At 63.2% G+C, this 20,114-nt stretch carries 18 protein-coding genes and 1 pseudogene; 9 read left to right on the forward strand and 10 right to left on the reverse strand.

Going from position 1 to position 20,114, the window contains the following annotated elements; translation table 11 throughout:
- Positions 1-19: 19 nt before the first annotated feature.
- The 3 genes from NQ038_RS10305 to NQ038_RS10315 are packed head-to-tail and all read right to left on the reverse strand — an operon-like array spanning position 20 to position 1,886.
- Positions 20-814 (reverse strand): ABC transporter permease, encoded by a 795-nt coding sequence (locus tag NQ038_RS10305; protein WP_083311052.1) that lies wholly within the window; start codon positions 812-814, stop codon positions 20-22.
- The gene (locus NQ038_RS10310) at positions 814-1,530 is read right to left on the reverse strand and encodes an ABC transporter ATP-binding protein (protein WP_257057449.1); all 717 of its coding nucleotides are present in this window, start codon (positions 1,528-1,530) and stop codon (positions 814-816) included. Before NQ038_RS10310 ends, NQ038_RS10305 begins: the two co-directional genes overlap by 1 nt.
- Positions 1,527-1,886 (reverse strand): hypothetical protein, encoded by a 360-nt coding sequence (locus NQ038_RS10315; protein ID WP_166232733.1) that lies wholly within the window; start codon positions 1,884-1,886, stop codon positions 1,527-1,529. The genes NQ038_RS10310 and NQ038_RS10315 overlap by 4 nt, the downstream gene beginning before the upstream one ends.
- Positions 1,887-1,961: 75 nt before the next feature.
- Between NQ038_RS10315 and NQ038_RS10320 the strand changes: the two genes are divergently transcribed.
- Positions 1,962-2,495: a helix-turn-helix domain-containing protein gene (locus tag NQ038_RS10320; protein ID WP_166232731.1), complete on the forward strand. Its 534-nt coding sequence runs from the start codon at positions 1,962-1,964 to the stop codon at positions 2,493-2,495.
- A gap of 190 nt (positions 2,496-2,685) precedes the next feature.
- On the opposite strand, the gene NQ038_RS10325 is transcribed toward NQ038_RS10320, so the two are convergent.
- The 3 genes from NQ038_RS10325 to NQ038_RS10335 all read right to left on the reverse strand — a co-directional run bounded on the left by NQ038_RS10325 (position 2,686) and on the right by NQ038_RS10335 (position 4,802).
- Entirely contained in the window at positions 2,686-3,219 is a 534-nt protein-coding gene (locus NQ038_RS10325; protein ID WP_257057436.1) for an AAA family ATPase, read from the reverse strand.
- A gap of 361 nt (positions 3,220-3,580) precedes the next feature.
- Complete coding sequence (locus NQ038_RS10330; protein ID WP_306427911.1) at positions 3,581-4,027, reverse strand: helix-turn-helix domain-containing protein; 447 nt, start codon at positions 4,025-4,027, stop codon at positions 3,581-3,583.
- The gene (locus NQ038_RS10335; protein ID WP_257057432.1) at positions 3,942-4,802 is read right to left on the reverse strand and encodes an NAD(P)H-binding protein; all 861 of its coding nucleotides are present in this window, start codon (positions 4,800-4,802) and stop codon (positions 3,942-3,944) included. The genes NQ038_RS10330 and NQ038_RS10335 overlap by 86 nt, the downstream gene beginning before the upstream one ends.
- A 101-nt stretch (positions 4,803-4,903) precedes the next feature.
- On the opposite strand from NQ038_RS10335, the pseudogene NQ038_RS15660 reads away from it, so the two are divergent.
- Both NQ038_RS15660 and NQ038_RS10340 read left to right on the forward strand, forming a co-directional pair.
- A pseudogene (locus tag NQ038_RS15660) lies at positions 4,904-5,044 on the forward strand (HTH domain-containing protein); the annotation flags it as partial.
- 219 nt (positions 5,045-5,263) lie between these two features.
- Positions 5,264-5,848 (forward strand): YafY family protein, encoded by a 585-nt coding sequence (locus tag NQ038_RS10340; RefSeq protein WP_257057429.1) that lies wholly within the window; start codon positions 5,264-5,266, stop codon positions 5,846-5,848.
- Between the two features lie 65 nt (positions 5,849-5,913).
- On the opposite strand, the gene mobF is transcribed toward NQ038_RS10340, so the two are convergent.
- The 3 genes from mobF to NQ038_RS10355 all read right to left on the reverse strand — a co-directional run bounded on the left by mobF (position 5,914) and on the right by NQ038_RS10355 (position 11,431).
- Complete coding sequence (gene mobF / locus NQ038_RS10345) at positions 5,914-9,369, reverse strand: MobF family relaxase (protein WP_257062531.1); 3,456 nt, start codon at positions 9,367-9,369, stop codon at positions 5,914-5,916.
- A gap of 132 nt (positions 9,370-9,501) precedes the next feature.
- On the reverse strand, positions 9,502-10,164 hold the full coding sequence (locus tag NQ038_RS10350; protein WP_257057426.1) for a response regulator transcription factor: 663 nt from the start codon (positions 10,162-10,164) through the stop codon (positions 9,502-9,504).
- Complete coding sequence (locus NQ038_RS10355) at positions 10,145-11,431, reverse strand: histidine kinase (RefSeq protein ID WP_257057424.1); 1,287 nt, start codon at positions 11,429-11,431, stop codon at positions 10,145-10,147. Before NQ038_RS10355 ends, NQ038_RS10350 begins: the two co-directional genes overlap by 20 nt.
- Before the next feature lie 193 nt (positions 11,432-11,624).
- Here NQ038_RS10355 and NQ038_RS10360 point away from each other — a divergent pair, with 193 nt between their 5' ends.
- The 5 genes from NQ038_RS10360 (at position 11,625) to NQ038_RS10380 (ending at position 17,107) form a co-directional block, all read left to right on the forward strand.
- On the forward strand, positions 11,625-12,347 hold the full coding sequence (locus tag NQ038_RS10360) for an ABC transporter ATP-binding protein (protein WP_257057422.1): 723 nt from the start codon (positions 11,625-11,627) through the stop codon (positions 12,345-12,347).
- Positions 12,344-14,281 carry an FtsX-like permease family protein gene (locus NQ038_RS10365; protein ID WP_257057420.1) on the forward strand — a complete coding sequence of 646 codons (1,938 nt, stop codon included), beginning with the start codon at positions 12,344-12,346 and terminating at the stop codon, positions 14,279-14,281. The genes NQ038_RS10360 and NQ038_RS10365 overlap by 4 nt, the downstream gene beginning before the upstream one ends.
- Positions 14,274-15,077 (forward strand): glycosyltransferase family 2 protein, encoded by an 804-nt coding sequence (locus NQ038_RS10370; RefSeq protein ID WP_257057418.1) that lies wholly within the window; start codon positions 14,274-14,276, stop codon positions 15,075-15,077. Before NQ038_RS10365 ends, NQ038_RS10370 begins: the two co-directional genes overlap by 8 nt.
- Positions 15,077-16,159, forward strand: coding sequence for a lysylphosphatidylglycerol synthase transmembrane domain-containing protein (locus tag NQ038_RS10375; protein ID WP_257057416.1), 1,083 nt, complete (start codon positions 15,077-15,079; stop codon positions 16,157-16,159). Before NQ038_RS10370 ends, NQ038_RS10375 begins: the two co-directional genes overlap by 1 nt.
- Before the next feature lie 84 nt (positions 16,160-16,243).
- Positions 16,244-17,107, forward strand: a complete 864-nt coding sequence (locus tag NQ038_RS10380; protein ID WP_257057415.1) for an exopolyphosphatase — start codon at positions 16,244-16,246, stop codon at positions 17,105-17,107.
- A gap of 305 nt (positions 17,108-17,412) precedes the next feature.
- On the opposite strand, the gene NQ038_RS10385 is transcribed toward NQ038_RS10380, so the two are convergent.
- Positions 17,413-18,987 (reverse strand): recombinase family protein, encoded by a 1,575-nt coding sequence (locus tag NQ038_RS10385; RefSeq protein ID WP_257057413.1) that lies wholly within the window; start codon positions 18,985-18,987, stop codon positions 17,413-17,415.
- 35 nt (positions 18,988-19,022) lie between these two features.
- On the opposite strand from NQ038_RS10385, the gene NQ038_RS10390 reads away from it, so the two are divergent.
- Entirely contained in the window at positions 19,023-20,045 is a 1,023-nt protein-coding gene (locus NQ038_RS10390) for a C-terminal helicase domain-containing protein (protein WP_373456808.1), read from the forward strand.
- Positions 20,046-20,114 lie beyond the last annotated feature (69 nt).

Raw genomic sequence — 20,114 nt, forward strand, 5'->3', positions numbered from 1 at the left:
AGTTCGATCGGTGTTTTCGTCATTTCAGGTCGCGTTTCAACGTCACAAATATTGCGAGGAGCCCGGCGATTCCCGCGTAAGCAAGCAGTATCACGGCTCCCATGAGAGGAGACGCCAGCGAGGCCGGGCTGAGTGAGGTCTGCTCGGCGAGAGTGTCGGTGAGGAAGGAGAAGCTCGTCAGCGAGGCTGTGGCTCCGCCTGGCATGAAGGGGTATAGCTTGTTCACGCCGGGGAGCATCATGAGTACGAACTCGATGAAGTAGAAGTATCCGAGCACGATGCCGATGGCGATGAGTTGGTTGCGGGCGAGCGCTCCGATACTTACCCCTAACACCATGTACACGGCCGCTGCGAGGGCGAGTTGGAGTAGCGGCAGGATGATCTCGCCAACAGGCACCGGAATCGTCACTCCTCGTGCTGCTGCTCCTGCGAAGAGTGCTGCACCGGATGCGATCGAGGAGGCGAGCCCGTATGTTAGGCCGAGCAGGGTGTAGACGACGAGTTTCGCACCAAGCACCTGCCCCCGCCTTGGCACTGCGAGGAACGTGGTGCCAATAGTTCGGTGCCGGTACTCGGAGGTGATGGCGATGGTGCCGATGAGCGCGGGGATGAACAACAGCACCGTGGGAAGCCCGAGAACGATCGCGACGCCATCCGGGGTATCGAGCCCGGGCATTGGCGGGGTCGCGTTCTCCGGCCCAATGAATGCGAGTGTGCCTGTCAGGAGTGCGCCGCAGGCTGCTGCGAGGAGGATCGTCCAGAGCGCGAGACGAAGAGTGAGCAGTTTGATGAGCTCGCCGCGGATCACACTCATCATTGGTCTCCTCCCTGTGTCGCGCGAAGGAACACGTCCTCAAGGGATGCGCCTGACGAGCGAATATCGGCGAGAGAGGCGGCTCGCCTCACCCGCCCCTTATCGATGAGTACGACATCGTCCACGGTGTGCTCGACCTCACCGAGCACGTGGCTGGACAACAAGACGGTGCGCCCTGATCTCGCGAACTCTTGGAGGAACGTTCTCAGCCAAACGATACCCCCCGGGTCTAAGCCATTGGAGGGTTCATCGAGCACGAGGATCTCTGGGTCGCCCAGAAGCGCCGTCGCAAGCGAGAGCCGCTGGCGCATTCCGGTCGAGAACGTGCCGATGCGACGGTCAGCGAAAGCGGTCGCGCCCACCTGTTCGAGCACCGCTTCGATTCGTGTCCGAGAAAGCCCGGACAGCGCACTGTAAGTGAGCAAGTGCTGCCTGGCGGTCATCCTCGGATGCGCGCCCGCAATATCCACCACCGCCCCGACAATGCGTGCCGGGTGGGGGTGATCTCGATAGCGCTTTCCCTGCACAAGTGCCGTTCCTCTGGACGGTCGGGTCAGCCCTAGCAGTATGCGTAGCGTCGTCGTTTTCCCTGCACCGTTCGGGCCCAGGAAGCCCGTGACCCGGCCTGACGCCGCTATGAACGTGGCCTCCGATACTGCGTCAACAGCACCGAAGCTCTTACGAAGACCCTGGATCTCAATCGGCGCACGGCTCATCGTGCGACGCCTGCCTGAATGTTGTGCGCGATGCTCTCCGCGTCATCGGTGCTGAGGAGGATCTCGTCGAACCCGGTCTCGTCACGAACCGTGTGAAGGCGAAGGAGGGGCATGCCCCGTTTCATCGACACCAGTCGCCGGACACCCGAGGGGTGAGTGAAGGTGCCGAGCTTGCGATAGCCGGACACGACGAAACCAGAACGAATGCCGAGTACTTCTGAAGACCAGCCAGGCTCAACGCGAGCCGACCGAACCGCAGCTAACGGAACGTGCAGGAAGCTTCGCCCGACCATCAGGGACTCCCAGCCAGGGAAGCGCACGTCAACGCCAGCCATTCCATAGGTCGCCTGCGTCATCGCGCTCTCCTCTGCTTCAATGGGTGGTACATCAATGAGAACATTATCACAGTGATAACGGTTAGGGGTAGAGCCATGGTTGCAGAGCGTCCGGTCGCCGACCTCGTGCTCCACCCTGTTCGCATGAAGATCATTCAACAAATCGGCCGCCGCAATATGACCACCGCTCAGCTCCGCAAAGCACTGCCGGAAGTGAAGCAGGCCACGCTGTACCGGCACGTCGCGGCCCTGCTTGATGCCGAAATCTTGGCGGTCGTCGACGAACGACAGGTGCGTGGTGCCATCGAGCGTACGCTCGCACTCGGGGAGCGCATGGCCCACGTCGGCCATGAGGAGATGCAGGCGATGGACACTCTGCAGTTGCGGTCGGCATTCGCAATGTTCGTCAGCGACCTTTCAAATGATTTCGAAGAGGTTCTCGAAGACGGACGCACAGACTTGCGCGGATTCCTCGGGTTCGCAAGTGCACCGCTCTACCTCGACACGCAAGACCTTGAGAAACTTCAAACAGAGTTCATGGAAGTACTCACGCCATACCTCCAACGACGCGATGACGCACAACGTCGCATCAGCCTCGCCACCATCCTCATTCCCGACGCCGACGACTAAATTCTCAGCCCGGTTGCATTACGCCGACGTGAACACTCGCCGGACAAACGACCCACATGGCGCGTGCGCACCGTGAGAGTTATGCCACAGGTGCCGGATCCGGCAGCGTCCGTGAGCAAGCCCTCCGGTGCGCACCAGACGATGGGCGGCTGGAGTGCCTCCCATTCGTCTAACCGGTCGTCGGCTTCGCTCATTCGACAATAGTAGTGAGGATCTCGCGCCCAACCTCTATGGCTTGCTTTTCAGTTGTGTCGATACGCAACTCATCAGTGAAGCCAGCTCGGTCGAGAATACCTGCCAGCCCCGCGTGACGCTGTAGATGCCAGTGCAGGATCACTTTATCGTCCGCGTGCCGCCTGGTCAGACGCGAGATCGCCGCATCGGGTGTCGTTGTCAGCCGCACATGCAACAGCCTTCTCGAGGCCAACGCCCCAGAAGCGCGGCTCAACTCTTCCAGTGACTCGACAACTGTTGCGGCCACAATCACGCGGGCACCCGCGCGCCGGAAGTTCGAGGCGATTGCCTGCATGTTCTCCAGCGCCAGTGCGGTCCCGAAAGGGTCACCAGGCGGCGCAGGCCACGATCGGCGCAACCAGTCCACATCGATGACTGCGCCAGGAATACCGCACCGCTCCAACTCGCCGCCGAGCCTCTCGGCAGTGGTTGTCTTCCCCGTGCCAACGCTGCCATTGATCAAGACAGTGTCGAACGTTACGTTAAGCACTTTCCAACGGTATCAGTCGTCAGTGCGCGAGCTGACTCCAGGCGGATCGGGGGACAGCATAGCGCAGCCGGCAGCAGCGGTGTCCAGCCGACATGGTGACCGCTCACTCAGACTGGCCTCCCACTACGTCGAGGAAGATACCCGTAGGGGAGCAAACATAGCTACGTCTTAACCTTTTGGTTTGCCGTGCACCAGCCTAGCTTGAGCGCAGTCAACGGCGTGGGAGTTGAACTGAGCTCGACCCCCTCGCGCTACGAATCTCAACCTAGCGTTCTGCCGCATGAAATCAACGATCTACAGCATCTGGCCTATGGATAACTCCACCGCGATACCCCGACCTACAGGTTGCTTAGCACTTCCGTTAGCACTTTTCGCGTCGCGGGCGACGCCTTCGCCCGGCCCGAGATCTGAGGCGAATGATGGACCGCTGCGACGACAGACGCACGGTGACTCCGTAATGGCAGGCAAACGCAGTTACGGATGACTCTGGGCTGTTCCATCCGAGGCGTCTGGTGATGACCGCGATAGTGAGGTCGGTCTCGCGTAGTAGACGCGCCATTTCGATGATGCGGAACTTCGTCAGGTAAGCCAACGGCGTCATCTTGCAGGCGTCCCTGAAGACGCGGCTCGCCTGAGCGATCGACGGGTGATGTCGCCGCGGAGCAGCGTGAGGCGCCGCCATCTGCGCTACGGCCAGTCCGCACGACGATCCGTGAATCGGTTCAAGAGAGGTATTCCGCTGCCCAACTGGAAAGAGTGGTGGGCGTCGTCGTCGCGTAGGTACGTGGATTCTCGGGAGTGAAGTCATCCCTGATCCCGGCGGCCATCATCACGATTGCCTCGATCTGGGCCTCGGGCAGGCCGAATTCGCCGAGCGCGGATCGGACGTTATCGTCGCTGAGCTGAAGCGCTAACACGGGCGCGTCTAGCGTGGTCGAAAGGATCGCCGCGGCTTGTGTGAACGACAGGTCTTCGGGGCCGTGGACTGCCTGAACCTCGCGACCACTCCACGTTCGGGAGAGCAGGCGCCCTACTGCGACCGTAGCGATGTCGGCGGGAGCGACCCAAGCGATCGGGCGCTCGATGTCCATCGCTGTGCTCAGGACACCTCCGCGGATCGAGTCGATGTCCATGAGTAGGTTCGTGAAGAAATACCCGCATCGCAAATGCGCGACCGAAGCGCCGCTGGCTTCCAACTCCAACTCGGTTGCGGCGAGGCCGTCAATTTCTCCGACACCGTGCCGCTTCTCGGCTCCTACGCTGGACTGGAACACCACTCGCTCGATTCGATTGGTCTCGATTGCGGTGCGGATGTTGCGTGCGGCGAGGGAGTGCGCTGCGAGCGGGTCGCTGTCCGTCGCGGTCGGGCTGACCCAGTACACCGCTTCGAGCCCTCGGGTCGCCTCGACAACAGTAGGTTCGTTCCAGGCGTCCAACATAGCAATATCGACGTAGTCCGCGATGCTCTGATCCAGCTTGTTCGGGTTGCGAACCAACGCCCGCGGGCGTTCTCCCGCCTGCACGAGCAGACGGAGGACATGCGCCCCAACGTGTCCGTTCGGCGTCATTACCCCTATCGTCATGTCTCCACTCCTTACGTCGGTTCACTTCGACGCTAACAGGAGATGTGGTCTGATTCTGACCGCATCTTTAGGATGATGTCATGGCCGATGTCACTGAGAGAATGCTGCGCCTGCTCGCCACATTGCAGAGCGGGCAGGCGTTCACCGGGGAGGAACTATCGGCACGCCTGGAGGTGAGCCCGAGGACGCTACGGCGAGACGTCGAGCGGCTACGAGGATATGGGTACCCAGTGACTACGCGGCCAGGTCCAGGAGGTCACTACCAACTCGCCGCAGGGCAGCGGGTGCCTCCGCTCGTGCTCGATGACGAGGAGACTATTGCTGCAGTAATCAGCTTGGCCACCCTCGCCACGAACGCTCCTGCGCAGCCAGGAACTCTCGGCGACGCCGCCAGTCGTGCGTATGGAAAGATCGATGCACTCTTACCGGCACGACTACGACGCAGAGCCTTGACCCTGCGCATGAGTGTCGAAGCGGAACGGCGCATCGCGCCGAGCGTTCACGCGGTGGCACTCGGAAGTATCGGGGATGCCGTCGCCGCTCAAGAGATCGTCACGTTCGGCTATGTGGATGCGCGCGAGAACGTCAGCAGGCGCCGAGTGGAACCGCACCGCCAGGTCTATATCGAACTGCGCTGGTACCTGCTGGGGTGGGATCTTGATCGCGAGGACTGGCGTATCTTCCGCACCGACCGTATCAGCGAGTTCCACAGCACGGGAACGCGGTACGAGCCAAGGCCGCTACCTGCCGACAGTGCTGTGGCATACCTGCGATCCGGGCTCGGCGAGACCTTCCACAGGATGCGCATCACCATCGACGCCCCAATAGCCGCCGTCGCTGACGCCCTCCGGCACGAAGATGCCCGACTGAGCTCGGTGAACCACACCCGCACCGAGGCCTTACTCGCACTCGACTCGTGGCAACGAGTCCTTCCAGCACTGAGCTACCTCGACTCGAACTTCCGAATCGAAGCCCCACCCGACATGGCAACCGACATCACCCAGTTCGCCCGCCGACTCACCGCAGCCGTCCAAGCTCACGACTAGTTAGCCATCCACCCCTGTTCTTCTGAATGGACGCAGGCTACGTCCAAGTCTTAGGAGGTGAAGGGTCAGAACCCGATTCCGCGCTCACGCGGCGAATCTGGGCCTTGACGCGAGGATGGTTCGGGCGAAGAGATCCGCCGTTGACGCTGTTCGGCTTGTTGCTGCGCGCGCGCTCGCTCGACGCGTTTGCTCTCGATGAGTTTGGCGGCATCGTTCACCGGGAGGCTGCGGAGTTTCTCACTCTCGGTACGAAGCATGGCTGCGCGTGCGCGGGCGTCGCGGGCGTTACGGTGTGGGTTGAGGGCGTGCATCCCGTACTGGTGTGCGCGAGCGTTCTCAGGCCCGTACTCGTGGGCCAAGAGCGCCAGGCGCTCGTTGCGGTGACGTTCACCGGTCGCGGTTCGTTCGGTGCGCGCAGCCTTTACAGCTTGGGCGGCTTCGCTTACGCGGGGATCGGCTTCTGCTCGCCGTTCTGCGACCTGTGCAGCCCAATCGGGTAGTGCGCTGGGGGTTCGTGGCGGTTCAGCCTCCCACGCATCGCGAAGATGTGTTCGGATGGTTGCTGCTTGGTCGCTCACAGCACGGTGCTCGTCGCGAGCCTTGCGTCGCCCGAACCGCCCAACAGTGGCGAGGCGCGCGCTCGCCGTCCTCTCTTCCTCGACGCTGGCAAGGTATGCCTCGCCGTCGCGTTCGGCTTGCTCCGCGAGAGGCGCGGTGACCTCGGCACGCACCCGCGCCGCTTCTTCCTCGGCCTGACGAAGCACAGCGGCGTCCTTCTCCTTCTCGACCGTGTGTGCGGCTAGTTGGGCGTCGAGCCTGTTCGCGGTCTGCTCCCACCGCTCAGCCGCTCGTTCGGCACGCTGGGCCTCCCTGTCGAGTCGGACGAGTTCTTCGGTGACGCGCCGGATCGGGCCGTTTTTGACGATGCCGCGTACTGCTTCGACGGACTGTGCGGTGGCATGGTCGAGGCCGCGGTCGGCGGGGTCACGCTTCACCGCATCAACGAACTGCGCCCGCGCATCCGCCATATCCTCGGCAATGACATGCAACCGGTTGTGCTCGCGGCCTCGTGTCATACCGACGTAGACGCCTGCTGCGCTCGACGCCGCTGTGAGCATCGTGTGTGAGACGTTGACGGTTGCGCCTTGGACGCCATACGCAGTCGCGGCATAGGACAGGTGCGCGTATTCGCTCACGTACTCAGGCGGGAGGACGACGGTGCGCGGGTTTCTGCGCCCGCTGCCGGTTTCGCGGGCGTACACGGTACCGTCGTCGGTGACGTGCTGGACGATCCACTGTTGCCGGTTCGCCACGCCAAGCGCGGTGTCGTTCTTCCGCGTCTGGATCAGATCCCCCCGACCGATAGGCAGTTCATCGCTGCCAGTCACTGTGATCGTGTCATCGACCTCACCACGCTCGACCCGTCCTGTGCGGATGCGCTCGTTCAGGGCAGCGGCTTCGTCGTTCGAGGCGACCGTAATCACGTCACCTTGGGTAGCGTGCTCCGTGATGTGGTCGCGGGCCTGCTCCTCGTCCAGGTGCAGCGTCACCAGCCCCATCGCGGTGAGCCGGTCGAACACGTCGCCGGGGTTCTCACGGTCGCGCATCGTCAACGTGAGGGCCGCGTATGCAGCGTTAGCGAACCGGTGCAGTTCAGTCATATCGTAGGTGCGGCCTCTGATCTGGGCGGCCATGTCGAGCACACCACCCCGGCCGACGGCGGGCAACTGGGCGCGGTCGCCGACGAGCGCGATAGTTGCGCCTGCCTCGGCGGTCACAGTGAGGAGGGCGTGGGCGGTGTCTTGGTCGAGCATCCCGGCCTCGTCCACAATCACCCGCTCACCTCGCAACAGCCGCGCCTCTTTCGGCGGGCCGGTGTAGGTTCGCCCGGTGTCGGGGTCGGTGTCGCCGCGAGTGAGGCGTGTCCATACGCCGTCGCGGTTCCATCTCCATCCGTGCGCGTGCACGAGTGCTGCAACGCTCGTGGCGGGTATGCCGAGTTCGTCGTGCGCGACCTGCGCCGCGCGCAGCGTCGGCGCAACCACCCGCGATGCACGCCCGTGCTCGGCGGAGACGTCGATGGCGGTGTGCAGCATCGTCGTCTTCCCGCTCCCCGCAGCACCCTCCACGATCACCAACGGGTCAGACGATGCGACCGCAGCAGCAGCGACCGTCTGCCCGTCGTCCAGCCCCGCCGCGCGTGCAGCCTCGGTCACCTCCGGGTGGGCGGGCTCTTGCTTCGGTGTGCTGGCAGTGAGTTGGTCGCGGAGCGCGGTTTCGGCGGCGATCACGGTGAGGCTGGTCAGGTGCGCGACATGCTCCGGCATCGCCGCATCCGGTGGGAGGACGGAGAAGCAATCTGAGGCCGCAAGGTCGGTCGCCATCGTGATGAACTCGCGCAACTCTTCCGGTGTTGCTTGCACGCCGTGTTCGGTGGTGATGCGGGTGACGTGCTCCTGCACGCTGTGCCTCGTCCAAGCCGATGATGCAGCGGCGCAGCGATCCAACGCACGCGATGCAACCTCCTGCACCGCAAGATCATCAAGCAACACCGGACGCTGCACGGTGCGGCGTTGACGCGCAGTGGGGTCGTATCCGGCGTCGCGGAGTTCTTGCACCCACCACTGCTCATTCTTCAAGTCAGCGGGTTTCTTCCCTGGCCGCTGGTGCGTCCAGGCGATGCTTTGCAACCTTGCTGTCATGACCGGGCCGAGCCCCTCTCCGGGATGCTGCTGCTCCCATTCGGTTTCGAGACGGTCAAGGTTGCGTCTGATCTGCGCTGACCGCTTCGACATCACCCCGTTGAATGGCTGCAACTCCGTCACTTCACCGGACACTGGGTCGAGCGTCAGGCCGTGCTTTGCGAGGGTCTGTGCGAGGTGCGGGTGCGCGGCGATGACCGCGGTGCCGAGAGCGCGGATCGCGCCCTGCTGCTTGAACAACGCCGCAGTATCGAGCGCCCGCCACTTCCCAGCCGCAAACACCCGAGTACCGATCTGCATATGGATATGCCGGTGCGGATCACCAGCCCGCGATGTCTTGTGAGTGATGCCGACGACCTGCATCCGCTCGATAGACAGCACTTCCCGTTGGTCGCGCGGCCCGACCCTTGTCACCGAGTGCTGGCCAAGCCAGCGTCGAATCTCTCCCAACGCGTCCTGCTGCGCCGCGTCCAGCGCCGCCGAGACTTCCGGATGAAGAGCAGCGGCAACCGACAAGGACTTGGAAGCGTTGATCGTCATCTCCGCGAACAACGGCGACCCCTTCGACCCCTCACCCGGCTTACGCGGGGTACCCATCGACTCACCCGTGATCGGTTCCGTCCAGTCCACCCACCCCTCATACTCCTCGGCAGTCAGCGAGCGGGCGTCCGTGACCTCGCCGCTGGCGTCGAGCACCGCGTACTCGGCCACGGCGTTATCTGCGCCGAGGTAGTACTCGTCGGCGCGGGAGCGGTCGGCCTCGACATAGCGGCGCGCAGCGGCACCGATGCCGCGGAACAGGATCACCCCGCCCTTCATTCCGGCCTCCCTCATGAGTCGTCTCATAAGGAAGGTGCGCACGCCCCACCCACGGTGGCATACGTGCATGACTGTGATGAAGTCGATTGTGAGAGGTGTGAGTGTGCCGATCGGAGCTTGTGGGGAGGTCTATCAGGAGCGTGATGCGTTGAGGTAGGTGAGGACTGCTTTGACGCGTCGGTTTTCGTCGACGGGGTCGAGATTGAGTTTCTGGAAGATGTTGCCGATGTGTTTGCTGACGGCAGGGTCGCTGAGCACCAGCTTGCTGGCGATCACGCTATTGGAGTGGCCGTCGGCCATGAGCCCGAGGACTTCATGTTCTCGTGGTGTCAGGGAGTCGAGGGGGCCGTTACCTGCGGTGGAGAGGAGGTGCTGGACGACTTCCGGGTCGATGACGGTGCCTCCGTTTGCGACGCTGTCGAGTGAGCGTGCGAAGTCTCGGACGCGATTGACGCGGTCTTTGAGGAGATAGCCGACGGCTCCCTTGGGGAGGGTGAGGAGCCGTCTGGCGTTGGTGTCGGCGAGGTATTGAGAGAGCACCATGATGGGCTGTCGGGGATGCTCGGCGCGGATGCTTAGCGCGGCGAGGAGTCCGTCGCTGGTGTTGGTCGGTGGCATTCGCACGTCGGTGATGATGAGGTCGGGCGGGGTGTCGGCATCGTTCAGGCGTGCGTACTCGGTTTCGAGCTCGGTTGCTGTTTGTGCAGTGGCGACGACCACGTGGTCCAGTCTTTCCACGAGAGCGGTGAGCGCTTCTCGGAGGAGCGTGGAGTCTTCAGCGATGAGGATGCGCATGATCCGCGGCTCCTTCAAGGGTGAGCGGGAGGGTGATCTGGATCTGCGTGGGTCCGCCCTTCGGGCTGGTGAGCGTGAGGGAACCGTTCAGAGTTTCCGCGCGGTCTCGGAGCCCCGCGATCCCGAGCCCGTTGTTTTCGTGTGCTCCGCCGCGACCGTTGTCGATGACGGTGACGGTGAGTACGCCGTGATTGACCTGGTGTCGAATCTCAACGTTGGTGGCGTCTGCGTGTTTGACGGTGTTGTTGAGGGCTTCGCTGACGAAGTAGTAGGCGTTGGTCTCGAACACCGCCGGGTAGCGCGTGCCGCCCTCGTCCCCATGCAGGTTCACCGTCAGTGGCGCGCGTTCTGCGAGTTCTTGGAGCGCGGTGCTCAGGCCGTGATCGGTGAGGACAGACGGGTGGATGCCTCGGACGGTGTTGCGCAGTGTCGCCATCGCTTGTTCGGCTTGGCCTTGCGCGGCGTCAACAGATGCGAGAAGGGGGCGCAGGCGTGTATCGGTGGAGGCGAGTTCTTCGATCTCGTAGCTGATCATGCCGAGGCGAGCACCCAGGGCGATGAGGTCTTGCTGGACTCCGTCATGGAGGTCGCGTTCAATGCGACGACGCTCGACCTCGAACGATTCCACGAGAGCGGCGCGCGAGCGCGTGAGCCGGGCGACACGTCGATCGATGTCACGCTGCCATGGCCCGCAGAGCACGTTGTTCAGAGAGGCCTGGGTGGCCGCGAGGATGGTGTTCAGATATCCGAGCACGAAGAGCAGCAGCAATGCGAGGGGAATGACCGGCCACCAGTTCCCCGGCGTCATCGTCCCTTCTGCTTCCCCGAAGAACTGAGTGCGAGTCGGCCCGGTGATGCCCGCGTATGCGATCATTCCCAAGGCAACGAGGGCCACACCTTCGAAGAACAACACGACCAGTGCGGTGATCCCGAGTGCGAGGTCCACGAAGAGTGCTGCGGTCTCTCGCCAGGTTGCGGCTTCGGTGAGGCGGATGCTCAGCCAGTGGGGGCGCTCCTCCTCGCTCACGGCAGCATGTGGCGATGCCTGCGGGGCGAAACCGAGTAGCCGGTTTCGTCGCCGTTCGATAGCTCCGACGAGGAGGCCGCTGAGCGGCAGGATCAGAAAACCGAGCACGACCACCGGGATCAGCAGCAACCCGAGGAGCGCGCTGAACGCGAGGTAGAGCAAGGACAGCCACGGCCACCGGCTGCTGAGGAAACGCCAGGGCGAGCGCGTCAGCGCTGCCCAGATTCTCGCGTTCTCCATGGCTCAAGCCTACGGACGGCACCTCCGAAAGTGACCCTGAACGGGAAAAGGTATAGCCAGCTACACCTCAAAGAGGCATGCTCGCTCCCTCGCCCGGGGAACGTGCTGATCGTTGGATTGAAGCAGCGCATCCCCACCCATGCTCGCAATCTGTTGTCGCAGGGGCGTGCGTTTCTTTCTGGAAAGGGACAGCATGCTCGTAGCTCAGGGTCTTGGACACGTCTTCTCAAACGGTCATGTCGAGACGGTCGCGCTGGACGGTATCGACCATTCCTTTGAGACTGGTTCGTTCACCGCGATCATGGGGCCGTCGGGCTCCGGAAAGTCAACGCTTCTTTACTGTCTTGCGGGTCTGATCCGTGCAAGCCAAGGTTCTGCACTGTTTGACGGGATCGATGTGACCTCCGCGAAGCCGAAGGAACTGGATCGTCTTCGCCGGGATGAGTTCGGTTTCGTGTTTCAGCACTTCAACCTTCTCGAAGCTCTCACCGCAATCCAGAACGTCACTCTGCCCTCGCTGTTCGGTGGGCAGAGCATTTCCGTAGATGCGGCGATGGAAGCTCTGGGCAACGTCGGTCTCCGGGAGAAGGCGAAGTCATACCCATCGGAGCTATCCGGTGGGCAGCAGCAACGGGTATCTATCGCTCGCGCTCTCGCACAGACGAGACGGGTGATTTTCGCGGACGAGCCGACGGGCGCGCTGGATCGCAAGAGCGGGTTCCAGGTCATGGACCAGTTCCGTCAGTTCCGTGGGATCGGCTCCACGGTCGTCATGGTCACACACGATCCCCAGGTCGCCGCGTACGCGGACAGAGTGCTGTTCCTCGTGGACGGGCGTCTCATCGACACGATGGAGACGCCAACAGCTCGCACCGTCAGCGACCGGATGACCACTCTCGAAAGCTCGACACGATGAGCAGCCCTATCCGGCAGTTCCCGGTGTCAGCTGCGTTCGTCAAGCATCACCTCTCCGCGTACGTCGGTGCGGCGGTACTCCTGGGTGTTGCGACGGTGATCGCAACGGCAGAGATGGTGCTCTACACCGGCCTGGCGTCGGGGCAGGCGGTCGATTGGACCCAGTTCTCGGAGTTCGATGAGAGAGTCGTGCGGTCCAGTCTGACTGCCTCGCGCGGCATCCTCCAGGTGATGTGCTTCACTACCGTTGCTGTCGCCCTGGTGCTGGTGTTCCTCGGCTTCCGCAACATGCTCGCCCTGCGGCGTCGTGAACTCGGTCAGATGCGGCTCGCAGGGGCGAGTGTGCTCCGCATCAGAGGAATGATCGCGCTCGAAGCACTGATCTTCGCCACCGTCATCGTGGTCCCTGCGGTCTTGCTCGGGCAGCTTCTGGCCCATCCGTTCTACCTCTTGCTGCAATCAATCGGTGTCTTCGGCAGGTCCCTGCATGTGAATCTCGGTTTCCCCGTGGGAACGCTCCTCGCGGTCGCGGCCGGGATGGTCCTGTGCTCGATCATCGCGGCATGGTTCAGTCTTCGTGGTCGTCAGAAGGCCAATGTGCTCGACGCTCTCGAAGGGAATCAGACCGGAAAGACGGCACGACGCATGGGCGCAGTGCGTATCGTCATCGCGGCGTTGTCGGTGGCAGGACTCGTCGGGTTCCTCATCTTCATGCCGGATACAGGCAGCGAGAACCCGGTGGCATCTCTCCTGGTCCCACTTCTCATCGTCTTTCCTCTAGGAGCGCTCGCACCGCTCATCGTTCCTGCCGTCGCGGGGATCGTCTCGTGGGCGCTCCGGCCGATCATTCGTGGCTCTGGCGTGCTCGTGGCTCAGCGAGCGTACCGAGACGCCCGAAGATTCGCATCAAACGTTCTGCCGGTGCTGATTCTCGTAGGGGTGATGGGTGGCTTCTCCATCGGGTCCGGACCGGACCAGGCAACCATGCAAGCCGACTACGACACTCAGATCACCGCAGACCTGGTCTCTCTTCCCGAGACCTCCGAACAAGCCGATGCCGTCGCCGATGCCGCCGAGGAACAAGGCGGAGTCACAGGCGTCATGCGCTCCGCGTCCACCACCCGTCTCATCGAGGTAGGACGACCGGACGGCACGTTCCTGACGGTCTTCAACTTCGTCGACCTCGCAAACTACACCGACATGTTCGTGAGCGAACCCACCTCCGGGTCCTTCGCCGACGTGGGCGGCAAGCGAATCGTCTCAACTCGGGAAACGGACGAAGTCGGCGACATCATCGACGTGGAAGCACCCGGCGGGCAGACCGTGCAGCTCGAGGTGGGGGCGGTGGTCTCCTCTCGCATCTACACCGATCTTCTCGTGGACTGGAGCGTGCTCGAAGAACTCGACCCTCAGGTCTGGGACACCCGCGTGTTTCTCACCACTGACGCCGGGCAGACCGACGCTGTCGCCGAGGCACTGTCCGACACCGCGCCGATCCTCACGAAAGCACAGTTCGTCCAGACCCGTGTAGAACAGCGACAAGAGAGCGCTAGTTCCGGGAACATCGCTCTCTTCGGCACTGTCTATGCGCTCGCGATCGTGGCCATGATCCAGGGTCTTGCCGCATCGACCCTCAACCGTCGCTCCGAGTATCGGATGCTCAACCTGCTCGGCATATCCCGGCCTCGAATCATCACCACACTGCTGTCCGAAGCCATCGTTCTCCTCGCGACAAGCGCCGTGCTCCTCACCGCAGCATTCGCGTTCATCGCCTGGCGATATCTCTCCCAAGCAGGAGACGCCGTCGCCACAGCCATCGCCGCCATCCCATGGGGCGAAATCGCTCTTACCTTCGGAGCTATGTCGGTGCTCTTCATCAGCACCGTATTCGTGAGCGCCTTGATTGCCACCAGAAAGCTCACCAGCAATGGCTAAACCTGACGATACGCAGGCCACCGCAACGGACGCAGCGGTTCCGACAATCTCAGTGGTCATTCCGGCCTACAACGAAGAACGGATCATCACCCGCTGTTTACAGGCGCTCGCTGACCAGACTGATCTCCCTGACGAGATCGTCGTCGTAGACAACTGCAGCACCGACAACACTGTCCACCTGGCGAAGCAGTTCCCGACGGTCCGCATCATCTCCGAACCCAGGCAAGGCATCACCTATGCTCGCCAGGCCGGCTTCGACGGGGCGAACGGTGATGTCATCGCGAGAATCGACGCCGACACGATCGTGCATCCCGGGTGGATCGCTCGTATTCGGCAAGACTTCACCGATCCCGAGCTTCACGGGCAAAGTGGCAGAGCCGCAATCGCGGAAATCTCGCCCGGCAACCTCTTCTGGGGCTCTTGGTGGTACCGCGGGTTCAGGTTCTGGCACGAGCGCAGCATAGGCGTCGCTCCTATGCTGTACGGCTTCAATAGCGCTGTCCGCCGCCAAGCCTGGCTGTCAGCGCGGCACCTCGTCACGATGGGAGATGAACGAGTCAGCGAGGACGTGGACGTGACAATCGCTCTCCTCCGATCCGGTCACCACCTCCGCTACTCCTCCCGAATGCTCGTAAAAGCACGACTGTTCCGGTCAATAGATCGCAAGAAACTCGCCCGCTATTACGCGACAGACAGCATGACCCTCGCCCGACACCAGTTCGGGAACACGAGACGTTGGCATCGCCACAGCCGCTCCGATTCGGAGGCTCCCTCGGGAAGGACGCGGACCTTCTGATGGGTGAGTCGACAGATATCTCTATGATCGGTGAAGGCGACCGCCCCGAGCATTCGCCCTGGCACAAGTCTCTACGTTTCTGGGTCAGCACGATCACAGCTCTCGTCGTGGGCGGAATCGTCTGGGCGGCATGGCCCTCGATGATCGATGCGTTCCAGAGCATTCGTGACGCGAACCCTTGGGTGCTGATGCTCCTTGTCCCTGCGCAGCTCATGAGCTTTGCGGTGACCGGCGAAGTGCTCTTCGCTTATCTCCGGGCACGTGGAGAACTCCGCGGGATGCATCCACTCGCGGCGATGCGTATGTCATTGGAGTTCAACTTCGCTAACCATATGCTGCCCTCCGGTGGAGCAGCGGGAATCACCTACACGAGTTGGAAACTCAGCACACTTGGTGTTTCACCCAGCAAAGGAACCCTGGCGCAGTTCGCTCGCTTCGCGGTCACCTTTATCTCCTTCGCTTTGGTCGTAGGTGCGGCCACCCTCTGGCTCACACTCAGCGGACAGAGCAACGCCACGATCATTTGGACCGCGGCCGGGATCGGCGCTCTCGCAGTGCTGTCGGTGATCGGTGCCGTGTTCTTGATTCGTAGACGCAGAGCGCTGCATCGCTTTGCGGGGCTTGTTGCACGCCTCACCAACTCACTCGGGCAACTGGTGCGGAGACCGCGACTTGTTGAACCTGCCGCTCTCATACGCTTCTTCGACGGGCTGCACATCGAACTACGGGAACTCCTCGCTCAGCCGCGCGCCCTCCGTGCGCCTTTCCTGTGGTCATTTCTTGTCCACGCAGCGGACGCTGGGCTCTTCTGGATCGCTCTCGACGCATTCGACCTCTACGCTGACCCGGCGCTGCTCCTGGTCGCATACGGCGCAGCAACCGTCGCCAGCATCATTGTCGTCACACCCAATGGCCTTGGAGCATATGAACTCGTTCTGATCGGCCTCCTCGTCGCGGGCGGGCTACCGAACGCAACAGTGATCGCGGCAATCGTCGTCGCCCGCGCCATTCTTCTCGCCGGAACCATCATGTTCGGCTGGACCTTCTATCAGCACAGCATCGCCACGTCAGCGCGGGGCTGAGGAATCGACGCCCGACGGTAGATCTTCTGATGGTCGCGCTGGATTGGGTTCCGGTGGCGCACCTCCCTTCTGGGAGGCGTCACCGTGGACGAACACACCTCACCCGCTATCAACGTCGCTGCGGGAATAGCTGGTTCGACCAGCAGCAGTTTCGAGAGCCCAGAAGGCCTACGCTCCCTGCTCACCCGGTTGCACGACGCCGGGCCGGGCGCGTGGCGGGGTGACCGTGAAGCAGCCGAACTCATGCGCTACACCGCGACCAAGTACCGGCCACTCGCGCGTAAGCACGGGGTGGATGCCTGGGCGGTTGCGTCCGCGGCGTTCGAGGTGATGCTCGCTCCCTCTACGCGCAACGCGGGGAACCCGTGGGCCGTGGTGACGCGTGCTGTGCAGATCAGCTGTCACGCTGAGACTCGTGCCGCAGGGATGCTGACATCTGCGAGCAAGGTGCGCCATACTTCCCGGATCGTCGGGTTCCATGATGCTGTGCGGTTCGCCGAGCGAGAGCGCTTGGCCGAGTACCACCCCGCGTTCACGCACCACGATGACGGCGACGCGGACGAGAACGAGCATGAGACGCGGGTGGTCGCTCTGCTGTCTGACACGGTCGCGCTATTCGCATCTGCGGGATGGGATGCTGCGCTGGTCGCCGCGTGCGTTGAGCACGTCGCCTATCGGCTCGCCGATCTCTCCTCCCGGCATCGTGGGGTCGAGGTGCTGCGCCGTGACCGCGCCGTACCGATGCTGCTCGGGCTGCCGCCCCGGTCATGGTCTGCGCTGTTGCGGATCGTCCTGGGGCATCCCGACCCAAAGTACGTGGGCACGCCGAAAGGTGATGGTGTGCTGCTGCGGCTACTGAACGGCGAATCATTGAATGCTCTGCGTGGTGATGATGCACTGGTAGCGATGATCTGTGCCGCGCACCCTGATCGGCCTACGAGGCCATAGTTGGGGTGGGGCTTCCGCACCTAACGGTATGAGTATCCGTACCGTTACCCCCGCTTCTACGTCCACTGCACAGGTTCGACCCGTGGCCTCGTCCGCTGGGACCCTCGGCGCTCGGCTCGCCGCGGACTCGCGCCGCGCGCAGGGCTTCACCAACGTCGTAGACGACCCTGCTGTGCTGACTGAGTTGCACAGCCTCTGCGCCGCTCCCCGACCGGTCAAGGCTCCCGTCTCTGAGAAACGCGAAGGCCCCGCACCCTGACCCCGCTGTACAGCTTCAAGTGCGGGGCAGGTCACACCCCAGCGGGTTATGCACGCCAGATGAACTCAACCCGATGCGCCAGAATCTCCGCACGGTACGCGGCGCGGCGGACATGGAACGCTTCGACGCCCTCGTTGCGGCGACGGGCCGGGGTCGCACCGTTCACACCGTCGGGCAGTGCGTGTACCAGTACCGCTTGCAGGATCAGGCTCGTGGCCTGGTACTGCCACATCGGGGTACGTCCCTCCCACTCTGCGGCGACGGTGGTCACGTCGATGCTCGGCCCCGCGTGATGTTCCGGCAGGGTTGCGGTGTATTCGCGGCGGGTGCGCTCGATCCGCTCCGCGATCCTCGCTCGTTGCCGCACCCACATGGCTTTGTCGATCAGTCCGTCATAGTGATCGTCATCGAGCTGCGCCAAGCGATCCCTGTCTGCGTCGAGTGTCGCCGCCAGCCCGACCCTCGCTGTCAGGTCACCGCGAGATGATTGGCGTGTGGTGGGGCCGAGGGTGATCTGCTCGAACGTCGCCAGCACCGCCTCCTCGATGAGCTTGGAGATTTCAGTGGAGCGGATCGACCGGTGACACCCGCCCCGGGTCGCTTGCACGCATTGGTAGACGGGGCCGCGGTGGATCATTGTTGTCCCGCACCCAGAGCAGCGGATCAGGCCGGAGAACGGGTAGAGCCGAACTGCGTTGCCGGTGCCGGGTTGGTGGAAGTTCCGCGCCTTCTTTCGCGCGTCGAGCACATCGGAGACCTGCTGCCAGGTGTCCTCATCCACGAGGGCGGGCCACGCCGCCTCCACCTGTATCTTCGACGTTCTCGCGCGGCTCCCATCCGGCATCACCGGGCGGTACTCACGGACGCCCTTGTTGGAGGGGTTTCTGAGCACCATCTTGAGTGTCCGATCCGACCATGCACACCCGTGAGTGGTGAGGATGCAGCGCTCGTTCCAGTCTTTGCGAATCCGGTACAGCGATTCACCGGCCAGCACTCGCTGGAACGCCTCAACCACCAGCGGGCCGGTTACCGGGTCGATCACGAGGACGCCGTTCTCTGCTCGGTATCCGAATGGCACCCTTCCGCCGTGCCAGGCTCCCTCGACGGCCTGTTGTTTCGCTGCCCGTGCGACGCGGCGGGCGGTGTCGGCTGAGGACTTGTTTGCCATTGCCACCAGCACCCTCGCCATTGCCACATCTGAGTCGGTGTCGAGGCGTAGGGAGCCGGTGACAGAGCGGACGGTGAACCCGCCGAGTACTTTCGCGTCGATAAGGTCTTCCAAGTCCCTGGGGTCACGCACTGCCCGATCCAGGTCGTACGCGATCATCACCTTCGCCTGCTTATCAGCGAGGTGTGTCAGCATCGCGCGGAACTGCGGGCGGACCACCCGCCGCACCCGCTCACCAGACGGCAACGTAATCGTGCGCTGCTTGAACGCCGACGTGTCATTCTCGCGGAACACCGCGCTGACCTCCCACCCGTGAGCGGCAGCGTAAGCGCGACAGTCCGCCTCTTGCCGATCCACACCCCGCTCCGTACCCTCGGGGTCGTCACTGATCCTCACGTACACCACCGCCCGCAACGGCTCCGTGGCCTGTCTCTGCTGCTCGTTGTGACCCATGTTCCGGCCCACCTTCCTACTCGTGTGAGAGGTAGGTGCGTTTACAGAACCTCGGCTACGCCGTCACCTCATACCGGGCGCAAGGCATCACCACCGACACCGCCCACGTCCTCGTCGACTCGGCCATGACTCGCGAGAACCTGTACGTAGCCATGACCCGCGGACGCGACGCGAACACCGTCTACGTCGCCGTCGACCAACCCGATACCGCCCACGACGTTCCACACCCCGGCGATAACCAGGCCGCCACCGGCCGAAGCGTCCTCTACGGCGTCCTGCAACACGCAGGCGCAGAACTATCGGCTCACGAGACGATCACGGCCGAGCAGGAAACCTGGGGCTCGATTGCGCAGCTCGCTGCCGAATACGAGACCATCGCAGCCGCCGCCCAACACGACCGCTGGGCCACACTCATCCAGAACTCCGGCCTCACCGATACCCAGGCCGCCGACGTGCTCGCGTCCGACGCTTTCGGGCCACTCACCGCAGAACTCCGCCGGGCGGAAGCGAACCATCACGACGTCGACGTCCTCCTACCGAAGTTGGTGTGTGCGCGACGGCTCGACGACGCCGAGGACGTCGCAGCCGTCCTTCACCACCGCGTCACCATGGCCACCGCACGCCCAGCCGGATCAGGTCGCACCCGCAAGACTCCACGGCTGATTGCTGGTCTTATCCCGGAAGCCACCGGGGCCATGGACAGCGACATGCATCAGGCGCTCAACGAACGCCGTGACCTCATCGAGGCCCGCGCTGAGGCCGCCCTCGACCGTGCACTCGACGAGGCAGTGCTTTGGACTGCGGAGCTAGGACCGCAGCCCACGAACGCGAGGAAACTGGCCACCTGGCGACTTTCCGCACGAGTTGTAGCGGCCTACCGAGACCGGTACCAAGTCACCACAGACACGGCACTTGGCACCCCACCCGAGAGCGTCGCCCAGAAGGTCGACGCGGCGCGCGCCCGGGCAGCGCTCGACGTCGCTCGCACGCTCACGAAGAAAACCCCTGAAGTTGACGAGAGCCGCCGGGCCGCACCGTCGATGGGCAGGAGCCTGTGAACGCTCAAGCTCTATCGCTGGGGAGGCTCCGCGCGTAGAGTTGAGGAAGACGGATTTCTCCTTCACTTT

Origin of the sequence: Brevibacterium sp. 50QC2O2 (assembly GCF_024580675.1) — a bacterium.
GTDB lineage: Bacteria > Actinomycetota > Actinomycetes > Actinomycetales > Brevibacteriaceae > Brevibacterium > Brevibacterium moorei.